This window comes from Acinetobacter sp. IRS14, from assembly GCF_034650275.1.
Taxonomy (GTDB): domain Bacteria; phylum Pseudomonadota; class Gammaproteobacteria; order Pseudomonadales; family Moraxellaceae; genus Acinetobacter; species Acinetobacter oleivorans.
In genome coordinates this window covers 260,374-277,982 of the sequence record NZ_JAOVFN010000002.1, presented here as the reverse complement: position 1 = coordinate 277,982, position 17,609 = coordinate 260,374, and the positions used below count along the sequence as shown (strand labels likewise).

At 40.3% G+C, this 17,609-nt stretch carries 13 protein-coding genes; 6 read left to right on the top strand and 7 right to left on the bottom strand.

Translation table 11 applies throughout. From position 1 onward, the window contains the following. The first annotated feature begins 62 nt into the window (after nt 1-62). Nucleotides 63-1,814, top strand: coding sequence for an exodeoxyribonuclease V subunit alpha (recD, locus tag ODQ17_RS03545; protein ID WP_322901763.1), 1,752 nt, complete (start codon nt 63-65; stop codon nt 1,812-1,814). 700 nt (nt 1,815-2,514) lie between these two features. Here the strand turns inward: recD and ODQ17_RS03540 are convergent. Next, complete coding sequence (locus ODQ17_RS03540) at nt 2,515-3,813, bottom strand: serine hydrolase domain-containing protein (RefSeq protein ID WP_322901761.1); 1,299 nt, start codon at nt 3,811-3,813, stop codon at nt 2,515-2,517. A 210-nt stretch (nt 3,814-4,023) separates the two neighbouring features. Between ODQ17_RS03540 and rpsO the strand changes: the two genes are divergently transcribed. The 3 genes from rpsO to ODQ17_RS03525 all read left to right on the top strand — a co-directional run bounded on the left by rpsO (nt 4,024) and on the right by ODQ17_RS03525 (nt 7,936). Further along, complete coding sequence (gene rpsO, locus ODQ17_RS03535) at nt 4,024-4,293, top strand: 30S ribosomal protein S15 (protein WP_002114951.1); 270 nt, start codon at nt 4,024-4,026, stop codon at nt 4,291-4,293. A gap of 258 nt (nt 4,294-4,551) precedes the next feature. Continuing rightward, entirely contained in the window at nt 4,552-6,639 is a 2,088-nt protein-coding gene (gene pnp, locus ODQ17_RS03530; protein WP_171056879.1) for a polyribonucleotide nucleotidyltransferase, read from the top strand. Nucleotides 6,640-6,724: 85 nt separating this feature from the next. Further along, nucleotides 6,725-7,936 carry a magnesium transporter CorA family protein gene (locus ODQ17_RS03525; RefSeq protein WP_322901759.1) on the top strand — a complete coding sequence of 404 codons (1,212 nt, stop codon included), beginning with the start codon at nt 6,725-6,727 and terminating at the stop codon, nt 7,934-7,936. 229 nt (nt 7,937-8,165) lie between these two features. On the opposite strand, the gene ODQ17_RS03520 is transcribed toward ODQ17_RS03525, so the two are convergent. The 6 genes from ODQ17_RS03520 to ODQ17_RS03495 all read right to left on the bottom strand — a co-directional run bounded on the left by ODQ17_RS03520 (nt 8,166) and on the right by ODQ17_RS03495 (nt 15,545). Continuing rightward, a complete protein-coding gene (locus ODQ17_RS03520) occupies nt 8,166-8,495 on the bottom strand; it encodes a chaperone modulator CbpM (RefSeq protein ID WP_005301912.1) in 330 nt (109 codons plus the stop codon). A gap of 11 nt (nt 8,496-8,506) precedes the next feature. Then, on the bottom strand, nt 8,507-9,463 hold the full coding sequence (locus ODQ17_RS03515) for a DnaJ C-terminal domain-containing protein (protein WP_013199061.1): 957 nt from the start codon (nt 9,461-9,463) through the stop codon (nt 8,507-8,509). A gap of 146 nt (nt 9,464-9,609) precedes the next feature. Next, nucleotides 9,610-10,221, bottom strand: coding sequence for a LysE family translocator (locus ODQ17_RS03510; RefSeq protein WP_198307988.1), 612 nt, complete (start codon nt 10,219-10,221; stop codon nt 9,610-9,612). 135 nt (nt 10,222-10,356) lie between these two features. Then, nucleotides 10,357-11,232, bottom strand: coding sequence for an Hsp33 family molecular chaperone HslO (hslO, locus tag ODQ17_RS03505; protein WP_005301920.1), 876 nt, complete (start codon nt 11,230-11,232; stop codon nt 10,357-10,359). Between the two features lie 163 nt (nt 11,233-11,395). Continuing rightward, nucleotides 11,396-13,240, bottom strand: coding sequence for a monovalent cation:proton antiporter-2 (CPA2) family protein (locus tag ODQ17_RS03500; RefSeq protein ID WP_322901755.1), 1,845 nt, complete (start codon nt 13,238-13,240; stop codon nt 11,396-11,398). Nucleotides 13,241-13,316: 76 nt separating this feature from the next. Next, nucleotides 13,317-15,545, bottom strand: coding sequence for a primosomal protein N' (locus tag ODQ17_RS03495; RefSeq protein ID WP_322901753.1), 2,229 nt, complete (start codon nt 15,543-15,545; stop codon nt 13,317-13,319). Nucleotides 15,546-15,693: 148 nt separating this feature from the next. Here ODQ17_RS03495 and gspF point away from each other — a divergent pair, with 148 nt between their 5' ends. Both gspF and gspG read left to right on the top strand, forming a co-directional pair. Then, nucleotides 15,694-16,899: a type II secretion system inner membrane protein GspF gene (gene gspF / locus ODQ17_RS03490; protein ID WP_322901750.1), complete on the top strand. Its 1,206-nt coding sequence runs from the start codon at nt 15,694-15,696 to the stop codon at nt 16,897-16,899. Nucleotides 16,900-16,922: 23 nt separating this feature from the next. Further along, entirely contained in the window at nt 16,923-17,438 is a 516-nt protein-coding gene (gene gspG / locus ODQ17_RS03485; RefSeq protein ID WP_322901748.1) for a type II secretion system major pseudopilin GspG, read from the top strand. Nucleotides 17,439-17,609 lie beyond the last annotated feature (171 nt).

Sequence of the window (17,609 nt, the reverse complement as noted above, 5' to 3'; positions counted from 1 at the left end):
ATGTGGATAAGCCTGTCTATAACCATGTGGACAAGCGTGTGGAAAACTAGGTGGATAAGTGTGTGGACAATCTAAATAGCTCTGAACAGGCCGATTTAAGCTGGTTAACAACGTGGAGTAACTTCTTAAATCAGGCTCCATTTACTGAGCAATCGCAAGTGTCAGAAGCCACTTCTTACTTGCAGCAGCTTATTGAAGCGAGCTTACAAGGCGATAGCTGTATCGATGTCAGTTCTGAGCAAATTGCAGCACTTGGTCAGCTTGCTATATCTGCCGATCAAGCAACCTCAAATGTTGCCCCATGCGTCTATGATGAGCAGGGGTTGGCATTATACCGATATTGGCACCTAGAGCAACGACTTGCAGAACAAATTTGTCGATTAAAGCAACAATTAATTCAACCTGTATCTTGTGATGACCACTTAGATCTACTCACAGACCCGCATCAACAGGCAGCTTTACAAATGGTTGCTCGGCAGAGCCTGAGTATTATTACGGGTGGGCCAGGTACGGGTAAGACCTATACGCTTGCACGTATTATTGCTGTGCTTAGCCAAGCAATTCCGCATATTCGTGTGGCGATGGCTGCTCCAACGGGTAAAGCAGCACAGCGCATGCAAGAAGCTTTACAGAACTCGTTTAATGACCCTAAATTGCTTGAGTCTGGATTAATTAGCGAAGAGCTAAGGAATCAGGGAACACAAACCATTCACCGATTATTAGGGATGGGACATAGTCAAACACCACGGTTTAATCAAAAACAACCGCTTCCTTATGACGTGATTGTCGTGGATGAGGCTTCCATGCTGGATTTAAATCTAGCTACTCTTCTATTTGAAGCAGTGCCAGAGTCTTGTCGAATTATTTTATTAGGAGATGCAAATCAGCTCGCTTCCGTCGACGTCGGAGCGGTTCTTGCTGATTTGCAACAAATACAGGCACTCGCCGACAACAGGGTACAATTACAAACCAGTCGCCGTTTTGCTGAAGGGGCGTTGATTGGGCAGGTTGCTAAATTTATTCAGGCACAAATCTATCAACAAGATCATGCAGCGGTTTTGCAACAGTTTGAAATCGACATTGTTCAGGTTTCAGAGTTACGTTCAATTCCTTTAGAAGTTGATATGCCCGATGTGGTTCAGCTTGAGTATTTGCCAGAAGGGAATCACGCAGAAGTTGAAATTTACTATCAGAAGCTCATGCTCGGTTTCCAAGGATATGTAAAAAGCCTAAAAAATTATTTAAAAGAAGAACGCTCGATTGAACAGGTCCAAAACGTAGTAAAAGCATTTGATGACTACCGTATTTTAACGGCTGTTCGTCATGGTCCATTTGGGTTACAGCAGTTAAATCAATATGCGCAGCGTTGGATACAGCAACAACTTTCAATAGTGACAGCAGGGGGATGGTATGTTGGTCGTCCGGTCATGATGACTTATAACGACTATCAGCTCGGTATTTCAAATGGTGACATTGGTCTGTGTTTTGAACACAGAACTCAACCTCAGCAGTTTGAAGTATATTTTCCAAGTTTGAATAAATGGGTCGCTGCAAATCGATTACCTAAAAGTATTCAAAGTGCATTCGCTTTAACGATTCATAAATCACAAGGGTCTGAATTTACACACACTGCTGTCGTTTTAGATCAAGCCGCAAAGAATTTATTAAGCCAAGAGCTTATTTACACTGCGATTACACGTGCTAAAAAAGTAGTAAGTCTTTTGGTTCATCCCGAAGCTTTACTACAGTCCTTTACAGTTCGTACGACACGAAAAAGTGGTTTAGTTCAGAAAGTTAATCGGTTAGTTCGTTAAGCCAAACTTAATATTTTCACCCTTGTAAGAAAAAGCTTACATAGATTCGAGATATTTGCTGCTAGAGTACATCCCACGTTTTTGAGATTATAAACGCACAACGAGCTTGGCAAGGAATGTCGGGCAAAATCGCACAATAATAATAGCTTAAGTCGAGAGACTGCGAACTTACAATGACGTAGGTGTATAAAGAGGAAACTTACAGCCGCTAAGCCTTGTAGTTTTGGGAGAGACTACAGGGCTTTTTTATATTCTCAATTTTATTTACTTCTAAAAATTATCAGAAAAGTTCGGATTTAAGCCAATATTGAGTGTAATTTCTTTTAAAAATTTATATCAATAATATCAATATATTTATCTGTAATATGATTTTTAAACAGCCATTTTTCCTGTGAATTGTTAAGTTAAATGTTATACAGAACTGTACGATAATGGGGCAAAAACCGTTATTTATTAAATATTAGACAGACCTGTACGTTTTTGCTTACATGATGATAAGAAAAATACTACTTTTCTTCATAATTGGATATGTCACAATACATCACATAAGGAAATAGAAACAAAACAACGGAAGTCAGTTAAAACAACAAGAAGGATGTGACTAGCATCTCACCAACGATAATAAAAATAGAAATAACACGATAAACAAAAACTACAGCGCAAAAAACCCAAGCAGAAATGCTTGGGTTTTTTATTTGATTTACACTAAGTTGGTTTCATGAGCGTCGCTGCCAAACAAAGATCGACGTTGATCTCTAGGAATGCGTGGGCATTGTGTTGAAATCTGATAAAGCACATTGGCTAAAGCAGGTAGGTGAGTTCCCACGACCGATTTGCCCGTTGTTAGTAGAGAAACACTAATATCTCTTTCAGGGTCGGCCCAACATAAAATATTAGAAAAACCGAGATGACCAAAAGCTTGTCCAGTCATGGGACCAAATAAACCTACTGGATTGCTACCGAGCATTGGACCTAAGGCATAGCGCATTGGAATTAATAAAGTACGGTCAATGTTAACGCCTGTGGTCGGCAGTGTTGCCCTGAAAATCGTTTTCTCACTGAATATTTGCTGTCCCCCGTAGCTTCCGCCACTTAAAAGCATTTCAAAGAAACGTCCAGCTTGTTCTGCACTCGTATAAATGTTGCCAGCTGGGCAAATTGTATCCATAAAACGACTATCGTTAGTCACATCAACTGCAAGTTGCAGCCCTCCACCCAACACATGATTTAGATAGTGATCGGTACCCAGTCGAGGGTGTAGACCCGTTGCACAGTTTAAGGCTACTTGTGAGCGGTATTCTGGTTTTAAGCCATAATTGAAATAAGGCATTCCCATTGGCTTTTCAATAGTTTGATGCACAAACTCACGTAAATCTTGCCCAGTCACCCGTTCAATAACTTCTCCTAAAATATAACCTGCCGTAACCGCATGATAGGCAAGATGGTTACCCGCAGGAGACACGGGCTTAGCAGCATATAGACGTTTTAAAATTTCGTCCTTATCAAATAGGAGTTCGGGCGTGACATCGCCATCAATATAGGGGATGCCGCCACGATGTGCTAATAAATGAAAGAGAGTCGCACGGCGCTTACCATTTACGCCGTATTCCGGAATATAGTAGCTCACAGGATCAAGTAAATTGATTTCGCCCTTTTCATCTAATAAATGAATCAGCATGGCCGTGATCATCTTAGATGCTGAAAACAGACAAACGGGCGTATCTGGAGTCGCAATCAGAGCATTCTCTTGTAGTTCTGCCGGAGAGTTCCCTTGAGCATATCCAATGCTTCTGTTCAGCAAAATTTTACCTTGTCTACGTAAGCAGAAGGTAATGAGTGGATAATTTCCGGTTTTATATAGTGCTTCTATACTGTTCCAGATTTTTTGAACCTGGCGCTCACTCATTCCACCCTGTTCAGCAGCAACTTCATCTTGATGACGAATAACTTGCTCAATATTGTCCGGTACTGGACAAGTGTTGGTTGAAAAAATTTTCACACGTCCCTCGCGCTTCTTTCTTTTTATTCAAAGCTAGTGTGCAGGGTTAGCATGCTCGTGTCAGTGTCTAAAATGACAAGTTACTGAAAACTATTTTGCAATCCACCTATAGATACCTTAAAATAGGCAACTTGCTGTAGTGATGCACGGCAGTCAGTTGCCTCAACTGATTCATATCGTTTACTTTTTTAAGCATCTCGGAGAAATCGAATGGCTTTAACTAATGCAGACCGCGCAGAGATCATTGCTAAATTTGCTCGCGCTGAAAATGACACTGGTTCACCAGAAGTACAAGTAGCTTTATTGACTGCTCAAATCAATGATTTACAAGGTCACTTTAAAGCTCACAAACACGACCATCACAGCCGTCGTGGTTTGATCCGTATGGTTAACCAACGTCGTAAATTGCTCGACTACTTAAATGGTAAAGACCACGGTCGTTACACTGCTTTGATCGGTGCTTTAGGTTTACGTCGTTAATTCGATTTTCACTTTGTTTTCGCTATTTCGCATGTCGCAATGCTTTATCGCTGAAAAGAGAGTTTCACTTAATTTTAGGTTAAGTGATGTTTAGAAGGGGCGCTTGTGCGCTCCTTCTTTGCGTTTAATATTATTTAAAATTTTTGGCCTAGTGTGATGGCTTCTAAGCTTTGTCATTTATCTACCAACAGTTGTAGTCTGAATGCCAAACCTTAGGGGTCTCACTAGAATAAAATTAGGAAAATACAATACATGTCAATGTTTAATATCGTTCGTAAAGAATTCCAATTCGGTCAACATCAAGTCGTTTTAGAAACGGGTCGCGTTGCACGTCAAGCAAACACAGTTTTAATTACAATGGGTGGCGTAACTGTTTTAGTTGCAGTTGTTGCTCAACCTAAAGCAAAAGCGGGTCAAGACTTTTTCCCGTTAACAGTTAACTATCAAGAAAAACAATATGCAGCTGGTCGTATCCCTGGTGGTTACGGTAAGCGTGAAGGCCGTGCTTCTGAAGCTGAAACTTTAATTTCACGTCTTATTGACCGTCCAATTCGTCCATTGTTCCCAGAAGGTTACTTCAACGAAATCCAAGTAACAGCAACAGTTGTTTCTTCTGACAAAACTATGGATGCTGATATTGCAGCAATGCTTGGTACATCAGCAGCATTATCTATTGCTGGTACTCCTTTCCGTGGTCCAATCGGTGGCGCACGTGTTGGTTTAATCAACGGTGAATATGTTCTTAACCCGAACTTTGAACAGTTGAAAGAAAGTGACCTTGACCTTGTTGTTGCTGGTACAGAATCTGCTGTATTAATGGTTGAATCTGAAGCTAAAGAGCTTTCAGAAGACCAAATGCTTGGTGCTGTGCTTTTCGGCCATGACGAAATGCAAATCGCGATTCAAGCAATTAAAGAATTTGCTGCAGCTGCTGGTGCGGTTGAATCAACTTGGGTTGCTCCAAGCAAAAACGAAGCGCTTCTTGAGCAATTAAAAGCAGCTTTCGAAGCTAAAATTTCTGAAGCATATACCATTGCGGTTAAACAAGACCGTTATGCAGCACTTGATGCACTTTATGCAGAAGCTGTAGCTCAGTTCGTTCCTGAAAATGACGAAACTGGTATTGCTGACGAAGTAAATGAATTATTTGAAGACCTTAAATACCGTACAGTACGTGACAACATCTTGTCAGGTAAACCACGTATTGATGGCCGTGATACTAAAACTGTTCGTGGTATTGACGTTCAAGTTGGTGTATTAGACCGCGCTCACGGTTCTGCATTATTTACACGTGGTGAAACTCAAGCGTTGGTAACAACAACTTTGGGTAATACTCGTGATGCATTAATGGTTGATACATTGTCAGGTACTAAAACTGACAACTTCATGTTGCACTACAACTTCCCTGCATACTCTGTAGGTGAAACTGGTCGTGAGTCTGGTCCTAAGCGTCGTGAAATCGGTCACGGTCGTTTAGCACGTCGTGGTGTTCAAGCTGTTCTTCCTGCTGCTGACCGCTTCCCGTACGTAATCCGTATCGTATCTGACATTACTGAATCTAACGGTTCATCTTCAATGGCTTCTGTATGTGGTGCTTCCTTATCACTTATGGATGCGGGTGTTCCACTTAAAGCACCAGTTGCTGGTATCGCAATGGGCTTAGTGAAAGAAGGCGAGCGTTTTGCAGTACTTTCTGACATCTTGGGTGACGAAGATCACTTAGGTGATATGGACTTTAAAGTAGCAGGTTCTGCAAACGGTATTACTGCGCTTCAAATGGACATCAAGATTGAAGGTATCACTGAAGAAATTATGGAAGTTGCATTAAACCAAGCATTTGCTGGTCGTATGCACATCCTGAATGAAATGAATAAAGTCATTTCACGTGCTCGTGCTGAAATCAGCGCACATGCACCGACATTTGAAGTGATTAACATCAATCCAGACAAGATCCGTGATGTTATTGGTAAAGGTGGCGCAACGATTCGTGCCATTACTGAAGAAACTAAAGCTGCAATTGATATTGAAGATAACGGTACAGTTCGCGTATTTGGTGAAACTAAAGCTGCTGCTCGTGCTGCGATTGCAAAAATTCAAGCACTTACTGCTGAAGTTGAACCAGGTAAGATCTATGACGGTAAAGTAATCCGTATTGTAGAATTCGGTGCGTTTGTAAACATCATGCCGGGTACTGATGGTCTTCTTCACATTTCGCAAATTTCAAACGAACGTATTGCGAACGTGACTGACGTTCTTAAAGAAGGTCAGGAAGTGAAAGTACAAGTTGCTGATGTTGATAATCGTGGTCGTATTAAATTGACTATGAAAGACATCGAACAAGCATAATTGTTTGAATGACACGAAAAAGTCCGCTTGATGCGGACTTTTTTTATGGCATGATGCAAGTAATACAAAAACAGATCGTTGTGGTATGCAGGTTTATTATTTTTATCGCCATCAAAGCGACGGCTATGTCTTTTTAAGCCGCGAACAGCATAGTGAACATGTTCTGGAGTTTTTCTGGATTGATAGTGTCAGAACGGATGTGGTTAACCATAACGAAAAATGGCAACAAGAGATTCATAAGCTTTCAGGTGTGGTTATTAATGAGTTTCATATGCGGGATATTGCCAACATTGAACATCCCTGTGCATTTGACACACTTGAAGAATATGACCTATTAATTTTTAAGAAATTGGTTACGCCTGACGATGAAATTAAGCATGCAGAATCACAAGATAGTGTTTTTGGTTTAGCAACGACGCCGATTAGTTTTATTTTGACACCTGATGTGCTGATTAGTGTGCGCGAGCAGGGGAATAAGTCGATTGAAAACTATATTCAACGTCTCGAAAATATTTTATGTAAAACTTTAGAAGAACAAAACAAAACCCGTAAATTACCGAATTCACCCGTCGATTTATCATTACGCTTGTTAAATAGTATGGTTGATGGTTATCTTGATATCCGCTCACCATTGACGAGAAGAGTAGAGCATTGGCAACAACAACTATTGCAGGGTAATCGTCGTTTTAAACAATGGCACCAGTTGTTCCATGAGAATATGGCCTTTCAACAGGTCGAAAATTTATGTGAAGAACAAATCGAAACCCTTCAAGAGTTTCGGGATGAAATTGTAGAAAACTACCATCATGTTGTTGGCAGCCACATCCATAATTCTCAAGATATTTTACTGGTTCGTTTAAACGATTTAATGAGTCATGTGGAACGTATTCAGAAACATACTTTACGGTTACGTAGCGCAATTCAGTCGGCCATTGATTTACATTTTTCTGCTATTGCAAACCAAACTAATGAAAACATGCGGATTCTTGCGATTATCACGGCAGTATTTGCGCCGCTTACCCTTTTAACGGGCATTTATGGAATGAACTTTGAGTTTATTCCTGGTCTTAAATCACCTGTTGGTTTCTGGATTATGTTGGGTGCCATGCTGATTAGTACAATTTTTCTGTTGTACTATTTTTATCGGCAGCACTTGGTTGGGCGTGGTGAAAAAAGTGTGATTGATTTACTGGCTCAACAGCATCGGCAAGATCGGATGAATTTGTTTTGGTTTTTGGAATATGAGCCGATTAAACAAACTGTGAAGGAATTGGAGAAGATTACTCGGTTGAAGTAATAGGAATTTTCAAAAATCAGTAAATTTGAGTTGTTAGTACTGCCTCAAATTTAAGGATGAATTAGATGTTTTTTTGTATAGGCATATCCTTACTTTTGACTGGGCAAAAGTAACAAAACCCCTTTATTGGACTGACGGTACATCCATGTTACCGCAGTCCAAAAGGCAGCATCCATGCCGCCCATCACGTTAGCTCATGCCTTTTGAAAAAGTTATTGAGAAAAAAAACTTAATGAAAATGCTTCAACTGTTTTCTAAGTTGTTGTACTTCATCAATCAAATCTAACATCACCGCAACTGCTGCCAAACTTGCGTCAAAGTCACGTTGCAGACGATAAGCTTTACGTGCACGTGCTACATCTTCACCGATAAATTGGTGTGCTTCGGGCGTATTGTCGACAGATAAAATGTCATATTCAATTAACTGAATAATCCAGTCAGGGCTTTGACCACAAGCTTGAGCAAATTGTTGTAGATCAAATGTAGATTGTTCATCAACGACCTCCGCACTAAAGGTATGGCCGTCATATACAATTTCGCGATAATGAATGGTTGTCATGATCTTGCTCCCTAATGAGATGAACGAGGTTCGAATGAAGCGAAGGCTTCAGCCAGTTGCTGATAAGCTTGTTTTTCTTTTTCAGAATGCGCTGGTGGGAATACAATATTTAAAATTAAATAGAGATGGCCTGGCGTTTTATTTGGTATCCCTTTGTCTTTTAAACGTAGCTGTTGTCCTTGTTTTGCGTTGTGAGGTAAATTGACGTTTAAAGGTCCAGCTGGTGTTTTTACTTCAATACCCTGACCTAATGCAGCTTCCCACGGCGCCACATCTACAGTCAAATATACATCACTACCTTCAACATGAACGCGGTCTGTATCTTTATACTGAATTTCAATATAAAGATCGCCGTTGGCACCGCCATTGATACCACTTTGTCCTTGTCCACTTAAGCGGATTTGCTGACCTTCTTTCATACCTTTTGGTATTTTCACCTGTAAGGTTTTGCGTTGAACTTCAGGCTCGCCATAAGCATTCATGGTCGGGATTTGCAGGGTAATCTGTTGCGTTGATCCATGATAGGCAATATCAAGATCAACCTCTATGCTGGCATGTTGGTCTTCACCGCGATAACTACGCTGTTGTCTCTGGTACTGTTGCTGACCACCACCAAATCCTGCACCAAAGCGTCCAAATAAATCTTCAAAACCGCTAAAGTCTGCTTGTTCACCACCTGTAAAGCCTTGGCGATAAAACTGTGCTCCATCAAAACCACCTTGTGCAGCACCCTGACCAAAGTTATTAAAACCTTGAGGGTGATCTAACATCTGGTCATATTCAGCTTTTTTTTCTGCATTGCTTAACGTGTCATAGGCAACATTAATGGCCTGCATCTTTTCTTCCGCATCTTTTTCTTTGCTGATGTCAGGATGATATTTACGGGCTAGTTTCCGATAAGCTTTTTTAATTTCATCAGCAGAGGCTTTGCGTGTAACCCCTAATTCTTCATAATAATTTTTTGCCATAATGTTTTATCACGATGGAGTTGTTTATTTCATTATGAAACGATTTTTAGAGTTTTCAATAAGCTAGATTGTATAAGAGTTGTTCTATTCCAAAATGAAATTGATAGAAAAAGGTATAGGCAAATGAGGCCCATACCTTTCATGATTTAGATGAAACTTTGATATAAGCCATACAGGGCAATAAGTAAAAGTAATAAACCGCATAGCCCTAATATTTTTGGATATAAATGACTGTTAGAGAGGCGACGGAAGAATATATAAACCAAAGATAAGGTGAGGAAGTCTAAAACAATCCATGTCAGGGTGAGTATGGTTAGACTTAAATTTAAGTGAGGGGTAATAGAGACGAATTGCGGAAAGAAAGCCGAGAAAAAAATAATATCTTTAGGGTTTGAAATACCCACGAGAAAGCCTTTTTTAAAACCACCATTTTGTGCTGAAACTGTTTGTATTGCTTCTGGATGAGGTGCTTGAATCACTTCTTTAAGAATACTAAAACCCAAATAACCAATATATAGGCAGCCTAGAATACGAATGATATTGAGATAACTATCGTTAACACTCAGTACTCCCTTTAAAACGAGTACTGAAATAAAAATTAAGACAAGAGATGCTAGATTTGTACCAAAAATGGTTTCAAGCGCTTTTTTATAGCCTCCTTTAAGTCCAGCGCTTGCAACTAAAATCATTACGGGGCCTGGGGTCGCAATCATAATAATTACGCTAAAAATAAAGAGAAAATAATCAAAATAATTCATGGCGTTTTAAGCATCTATTTATAGGCTATAAAGTAGCCTTATATTATCCTATTTAAAATAAAATATTGAAAACTATCATCAAAAGTACAGACAAATAAAAAGGCGGTATATCCGCCTTTTTATAAATTTTAATGATTAACTCAAATGTTCACCAAATAATGCTAAAGCTTCTTCAGCAGTAAATGTGTATTGAGTATTACAGAACTGACAATCCATACGAATAGGGTTCTGTTCTTCTAAGGTTTCATGAACAGCGTCTACACCAATTTGAATCAGCGCATTTGCACAGCGTTCTTTTGAACATGTACAACCAAATTTTAGTGCTTCAATTTCTGGTAAACGAACTTCTTCTTCGTTATATAAACGATATAAAATTTCGTTTGCATCTAAATTGGTCAGCTCTTCGGCTTTTAATGTTTCGGTCAACATTGTCAAACGTGGCCATAAATCTTCATCGACTAAGTTTTGCTCTTCTTCATCATGACGTGGTAAAAGCTGAATTAGTAGACCACCAGAGCGTTTGGTTGTACTTGCTAACACAATGCGAGTTGGAATTTGTGCAGACAAATCGTAATACTGCATTAAACAACCAGCTAAAGTTTTTTGATCAAGAGGGACAATCCCTTGATAACGCTCGCCAAATTCAGGTTCAATATTAATAAATAAAACTGGATTAACTAAAGCGCCAAGAACTGTACTACTGTCTGTTGCTTCGATGAAGCGTGGGTCCGTTTCGTAATCAGCTAGAGCACGTACTTCACCTAAGTGATTACATTCAGCCATTGCCCACTTAAAGGTGCCGCTAGCCTGGATTTGCAAGCTGATACGGCCTTTGATTTTTAGTGTACTTGCAAGTAATGCAGTCGCACTCAACATTTCACCTAACAAAATTTTAACCGCAGGCATATAGTCACGTTGAGCTAAGATAGTTTGTAGTGCCTCTTCTAGATGAACTACTTCCCCACGAACCGGAAAGTTCTCAATATAAAAGCGTTGGCGTAAATCAGACATAATATTCTCCAGGGCCCTAAGCAGAGTATAACTATTTCGTTTTAATCAAGCTTAGGAAATGCAGCGAAGCCGCAAGCCGGACAGGGGCAGCTTTGTGCCCATTGTCCAATTATTTAGGCAATGTGAATAAGTCCTTAATATAGCCATTTTTTGAAATCTCAAGTTATTCTAGATGATCTCTTGTAATGTCGATGCGATTTGGCTGTAAATGACGCTTTAAATTCACATCATGTTTTGACGTAGCCTGTTGCTGTGCATCACTTTCAAACAAATGTTCAAGTTCGGCTAAGGCATTACGATGCGTTTCAAAGATCTTCTGTTCATCAGTATAAATACTTTGCTGCTGTATGAGCAATTTCTCATCATAATCCCGAAAGATTTCGATATTGTTATAGGCTTGTTCATCTGAGATACCGAGTTCTCTCAAGGCGCGATAAGCCATTCCTAATGAAGATAAATACGTCTCACGCCAAATGTATTCAACGCCTAAATCTCTTAAAAGATGTACGTGATGGCGGTCACGAGCACGAGCCAACAGCTTTAAGTTTGGGTAATTTAATCTGAGATGACGTGCGACATTCATTGAATCTTCAACATCATCAATCGCTAAAATAAATACTTTGGCTTTTTCAATACCCGCGGAACGCAATAAATCTGGCTGGGTCACATCGCCATAATAAAGCTTACCGCCGTATCGACGAACAAAGTCCACTTGATGAAGATTGTTGTCGATTGCAGTAAAACCCAGATGTTGCAGACGGGCAATACGCGCGATAATTTGTCCAAATCGACCAAAACCAGCAATGATAATCGGATTATCCTGCTGAGGAATTTCATCGTACTCAGGTGGACGTTCTTTATTAAACAGAGGAATGACCTTGGTTGCCATAATCCAGTAAATCACCGGGGTAAGTACCATCGACAACGTCACAATAAGGGTCACTGGTTCTAATAGAGCTTGAGTTAAAATCTTCTCACTTTTTGCAAGACTCAAAATTACAAAAGCAAATTCTCCGCCTTGTGCCAAGCAAGTACCCAAAAGTAAGCTATTGTTCCAACTGTATTTTTTATAGCGGGCAATGGCAGTCAATATCAATGTTTTGATGAGCAATAAGCCGACTGCTCCACCAATAATAAGTAAAGGCATTTCAATGAGTAGTGACAGTTGGGTGGTCATACCCACGGTCATAAAGAATAAGCCAAGTAGTAAACCTTTGAACGGTGCAATACTCGCTTCAACTTCGTGACGAAATTCTGAATCTGCTAATAATACACCTGTGAGGAATGCGCCTAACGTCGTGCTAATTCCTAAGGTATCCATAAGCAAGACAACAGCAAGAATAATAAATAATCCTACTGCTGTAATAAGTTCAGTCGCTCCACTTTTGGCAACAAAACGGAAGAATGGACGCATCACATAGCGACTAAACAAAAACAAGCCTGTAAAGGTTGCAATAATAGCCGCAAAATAAGCGATCCCGTGATGGGTTGATTCTGTTCCTGCCAATAATGGAATGATGGCAAGTAAGGGAATCGCCGCTATATCTTGAAAGAGCAAAATTGAAAAAGACTGCTGACCATAAGTCGTGTTGAGTTGCTGCTTTTCAGTCAGAAGCTGTAATACAAAAGCGGTGGAAGACAGTGCAAGGGCAAAACCAATGACAAAGCTGATAGAAAGCTGCTGCTTAAAGAGTAATAGTATGATCAGCATAAGTACGCCACCGCTAATGAGGACTTGCAGACTTCCCATTACAAAAATAGAGTCACGCATTTCCCACAACCGCTGTGGTCTTAGTTCTAAACCAATCAGGAACATCAATAAAATGACACCGAATTCGGCAAGTTCCATAATTGCTTCAGGGTCATGTGCAATATTTAAAACACTAGGACCTAGAAGTATTCCTGTAAATAAATAACCTAAAACTGTTGCTATCCCTAGGCGTTTGCCAAGAGGGACTAAAATCAGAGAAGCTCCAAGAAAGATTGTTGCTTGCAGTAGGAATGACATTCATTGCCTCGAATGTATTAGTCTCTTTTAAGTGTAAAGCCAAAAAGGCTTCTTCACACCATGATATTCAAATCATCTAATTAAATTCTTGCGGATCGACATCAATTGATAGCCTGAGTTGATGCTGTCTTGGTGCATGAACCAATTGAGACCACCATTGTCTTAAGTAAAAATGTAGGCGAGCACGGTCAGCAGATAAAATCACCATGTGGGCACGGTAGCGTCCCGCTTTACGTTCCATCGGCGCTGGAATAGGTCCCCAAATATCAACAATCTCACCAGCGATTTGACGAAGTTGCTCGGCTGCTTCATTTAAAAATTGTAAGGTATAGTCACGATCTTTAGATTCTGCACGTATTAGTACTGCATAGCGATAAGGTGGCAGCAAAGCTACTTTACGTTCAGCCAGCGTTTGTTTGGCAACTGCGCGATAATCTTTTTCAATGAGCGTGGTGAGTAATGGATGGTCAGGTCTTAATGTTTGTAAATAAACATGGCCTTTGTGTTCACCACGACCTGCACGACCAGCGACTTGTACAATCAGCTGCGCCGTACGTTCTGGCGCACGGATGTCTACACTGAGTAAACCTGCATCAATATCTAAAATGGCAACTAATGTGACATGTGGAAAATGATGGCCTTTTGCCAACATTTGAGTGCCGAGTAAAATTGTTGGTTTGTTTTGATGAATACGATCATAGATTTTTTGCCAGCTTCCGACACGACTGGTACTGTCACGATCGACCCGAATGACATCATGATCTGGAAATAGTTCTTGTAAGTGCTCTTCAACCTTAGCGGTTCCTGCACCTAAAGTTTTTAAGCTTTTTTGCTGACATTCAGGGCAATGATCGGGTAAGCGATGAATGGTTCCGCAGTGATGGCAGTGTAAATAAGAATAAGGCTGAGTGTGTAAGGTAAAATGCGCGTCGCAATGCGGACAATTTGCTTGCCATCCACAGCTTTCACAAACCAGTACAGGTGCATAGCCACGACGGTTTAAAAAGATTAAAACCTGTTCTTTTCTAGCTAATGTATGTTTGATTTGTTCAATAAGGGGTTGGCTAATTCCATGCTGCTTTTTGACAATTTTAAGGTCTATCAAATGCATTTTAGGCAAAAGTGCATGTCCAGCACGTTTGTTGAGTTGCAGTGCAGTTAATTTGCCAGTTTCGACTAAATAATAACTATCAATACTTGGTGTTGCCGAGCCTAAAATAACAGGGCAGCTTTGCAAGTGACCGCGGTACAGTGCGACATCCCGCGCATGATAACGGAAGCCTTCTTGTTGCTTATAAGACAGGTCGTGTTCTTCATCTAAAATGATGAGGCCTAAACGTGGCAGTGGCGTATAGATGGCAGAGCGCGTTCCTAAAATAATAGACGCTTTTCCGGTCTGTGCCTGTTGCCATGCTTGTAGGCGTTTAGAGTCATTTAAGCCAGAGTGCAATAAAGCAATATCACAGTTAAAACGAGACTTAAAACGGGAAATAGTTTGAGGGGTTAAGCCAATTTCAGGTACTAACACCAGTACTTGTTTACCTTGCTTTAGCACCTCGTGCATGATGTGCAGATAAACTTCAGTTTTACCACTTCCAGTTAAGCCATCTAGTAAAAAGGCTTGGTATTGATGTTGCGCGTTTACGACGTGCTGGGTTGCTTTCTTTTGGTCTTCATTGAGCGTGAGCGGCATTTGTGCCAATTGAACAGGTGTTGGGCTAAAGTCGTGTGGTTCGAATGTGCAATCAACCAATCCTTTCTTTTGAAGCGCTTTAAGCGTTGCAGTTTCTACACCACTTAAATTGAGAATATTTTCTGTAGTTCCTGCAGGGTGTAATTTTAAAATTTGATACGCATCTTGTTGCTTAACAGAACGTTTAAGAAGTGCTTCAACATTGTCACAGGGAGTGATTTTCCAAAGATGGAACAAAACATCCATCGGTTTACCCTGACGCAATAACGCGGGTAGGGCGGTTTGCATAACCTCACCAATTGGAAATTGGTAATATTGCGCGGACCATGTCAATAAACTTAAAACTTGTTCATCTAAAATTGGTTCTTCATCTAAAAGTTCAGAAATGGCTTTAAGCTGAAATTTGCCTGTAAATGGCTCATGTGGATTTACTTTTTCTGTAATGATACCAATCAGGTTTTGGCGTCCAAATGAAATAGCGACGCGTGAGCCTACGTGAGCCCGTTCATATTGTGCTTGGGTGAGTGTATAGTCAAAAGTGTCGTACAGATGCACAGGTACGGCTACACGCACACGATAAACAACTGAATCTGGCTTTGGCGTTATGGTCATAGAGGCTCATTTCGTCAATTTTAAAAAACGGCATAGCGTCGTGAAGAGGACTTGGGTATTCTACACAGGCTATAGAACGAATATGAATGATTGCGTAGCATAGATGCAACAGCAGCGACTATTATTTTTGGAAAATTAGAACATTACCATGCCTGCATATCAATTTACTGCCATTGATGCTTCAGGGAAGCAGCAAAAAGGAGTGCTTGAAGGAGATTCAGCACGCCAGATTCGCCAACAATTACGCGATAAAGCATGGACACCAATTAGTGTTGACCCTGTTGAACAAAAAGATAAACATCAGAGTCAGGGGTTATTCCAAAAAAAGTTCAGTGCTTATGATTTGGCACTCATGACCAGACAACTTTCTGTTTTGGTTGCGGCCGCGATTCCTCTAGAAGAAGCTTTACGTGCGGTGAGCAGGCAAAGTGAAAAACCGCATGTGCAAAACCTTTTATTATCTGTCCGTTCTCGCGTTTTAGAAGGGCATTCACTCGCACAAGGGATGCAACAATCTGGACGGTTTCCAGACCTCTATATTGCAACGGTCGCAGCAGGTGAGCGTTCTGGGCATTTAGATCTGATTTTAGATCAGCTCTCGGATTACACCGAAAACCGTTTTGCCATGCAAAAGAAAGTTCAGGGCGCCATGATTTACCCAATCATTTTAATGCTGATGTCTTTTGGTATTGTGATGGGCTTAATGACTTATGTTGTGCCAGAGATTGTAAAAACGTTTGACCAGAGTAAAGATGCCTTGCCGTGGATTACAGTTGCTTTAATGAAAGCCAGTGATTTTATCCGTCATGCTTGGGTGTTTATTATTATTTTTGCAGTTGTGGGAATTGTCGTATTCGTACGATTTTTAAAAACGACTGCTGGGCACTATGCTTTTGATCGATTAACACTCAAATTGCCATTATTCGGTAAACTGTCACGTGGTATTAATTCTGCACGATTTGCCAGTACTTTATCTATTTTGACTCGTTCAGGCGTACCTTTGGTCGATGCCTTAAAGATTGGTGCAGCAGTGACTAGTAATTGGGTCATACGTGATTCAATTGCCCATGCAGCTGAGCGTGTTACCGAAGGTGGTAACTTGGGTACACAGCTTGAGCGCAGTGGTTATTTCCCACCAATGATGGTACAAATGATTCGAAGTGGTGAGGCATCAGGCGAACTGGACCGCATGTTAGAACGTGCATCGACCATGCAAGACCGTGAGGTTACAACATTTATTTCAACCTTACTGGCATTACTTGAACCACTTATGCTGGTTCTAATGGCAAGCATTGTACTGGTTATTGTAATCGCGGTTATGCTGCCAATCGTAAATATGAACAATATGATTTAATAACTTTGATATTAGAGATAATGATGAAGATGGTCATGAAACAAAAAGAGCACGTTAAGGATGCTCAAAAAACCTCAAGCGTAGCTTTCGGACTTGAGGCACGTTCGAGCGGTGCTCGAATGAAACGTGCCTCAGGCTTTACCCTCATTGAAGTCATGGTCGTGATTGTAATTTTAGGTGTCTTAGCAGCGTTAATCGTACCAAATGTCATGGGGCGTAGTGAAAAAGCTAAAATTGATACCACCCAAATTACATTAAAAGGTGTGGCTGGTGCTTTAGATCAGTACAAGCTTGATAACGGACATTTCCCAACCATGCAAGAAGGTGGGCTAGATGCTTTAGTTAATCAACCAGCAACAGCGAAAAACTGGATGCCGGGTGGCTATGTAAAAGGTGGTTATCCTAAAGACAGTTGGAAAAACGATATTCAATATGTCATTCCTGGGGCAGATGGTCGCGCTTTTGATTTGTATTCATTTGGAGCAGATGGCAAAGATGGTGGTGAGGGTAATGATGCGGATATTTATTATCAGCCTTAATTAAAAATACAATAGAGATTATCAATTCAGTTAAAAAGATAAACCGATAAATTCGAATTGATAATCTCTCTCAATCAGAAAAATATAATAAACAACTGAAAAATATAAATTAAAATTAATAATGATATTTGAGATTTATAATAAGAATTATTCCCATATTTAATAGTTACA

Coding starts and splice junctions, on each gene's coding strand:
- rpsO (WP_002114951.1), top strand. CDS start 4,024: ATGGCTTTAACTAATGCAGACCGCGCAGAGATCATTGCTAAATTTGCT.
- pnp (WP_171056879.1), top strand. CDS start 4,552: ATGTTTAATATCGTTCGTAAAGAATTCCAATTCGGTCAACATCAAGTC.
- ODQ17_RS03525 (WP_322901759.1), top strand. CDS start 6,725: ATGCAGGTTTATTATTTTTATCGCCATCAAAGCGACGGCTATGTCTTT.
- ODQ17_RS03520 (WP_005301912.1), bottom strand. CDS start 8,495: ATGACAACCATTCATTATCGCGAAATTGTATATGACGGCCATACCTTT.
- ODQ17_RS03515 (WP_013199061.1), bottom strand. CDS start 9,463: ATGGCAAAAAATTATTATGAAGAATTAGGGGTTACACGCAAAGCCTCT.
- ODQ17_RS03510 (WP_198307988.1), bottom strand. CDS start 10,221: ATGAATTATTTTGATTATTTTCTCTTTATTTTTAGCGTAATTATTATG.
- hslO (WP_005301920.1), bottom strand. CDS start 11,232: ATGTCTGATTTACGCCAACGCTTTTATATTGAGAACTTTCCGGTTCGT.
- ODQ17_RS03500 (WP_322901755.1), bottom strand. CDS start 13,240: ATGTCATTCCTACTGCAAGCAACAATCTTTCTTGGAGCTTCTCTGATT.
- ODQ17_RS03495 (WP_322901753.1), bottom strand. CDS start 15,545: ATGACCATAACGCCAAAGCCAGATTCAGTTGTTTATCGTGTGCGTGTA.
- gspF (WP_322901750.1), top strand. CDS start 15,694: ATGCCTGCATATCAATTTACTGCCATTGATGCTTCAGGGAAGCAGCAA.
- gspG (WP_322901748.1), top strand. CDS start 16,923: ATGAAGATGGTCATGAAACAAAAAGAGCACGTTAAGGATGCTCAAAAA.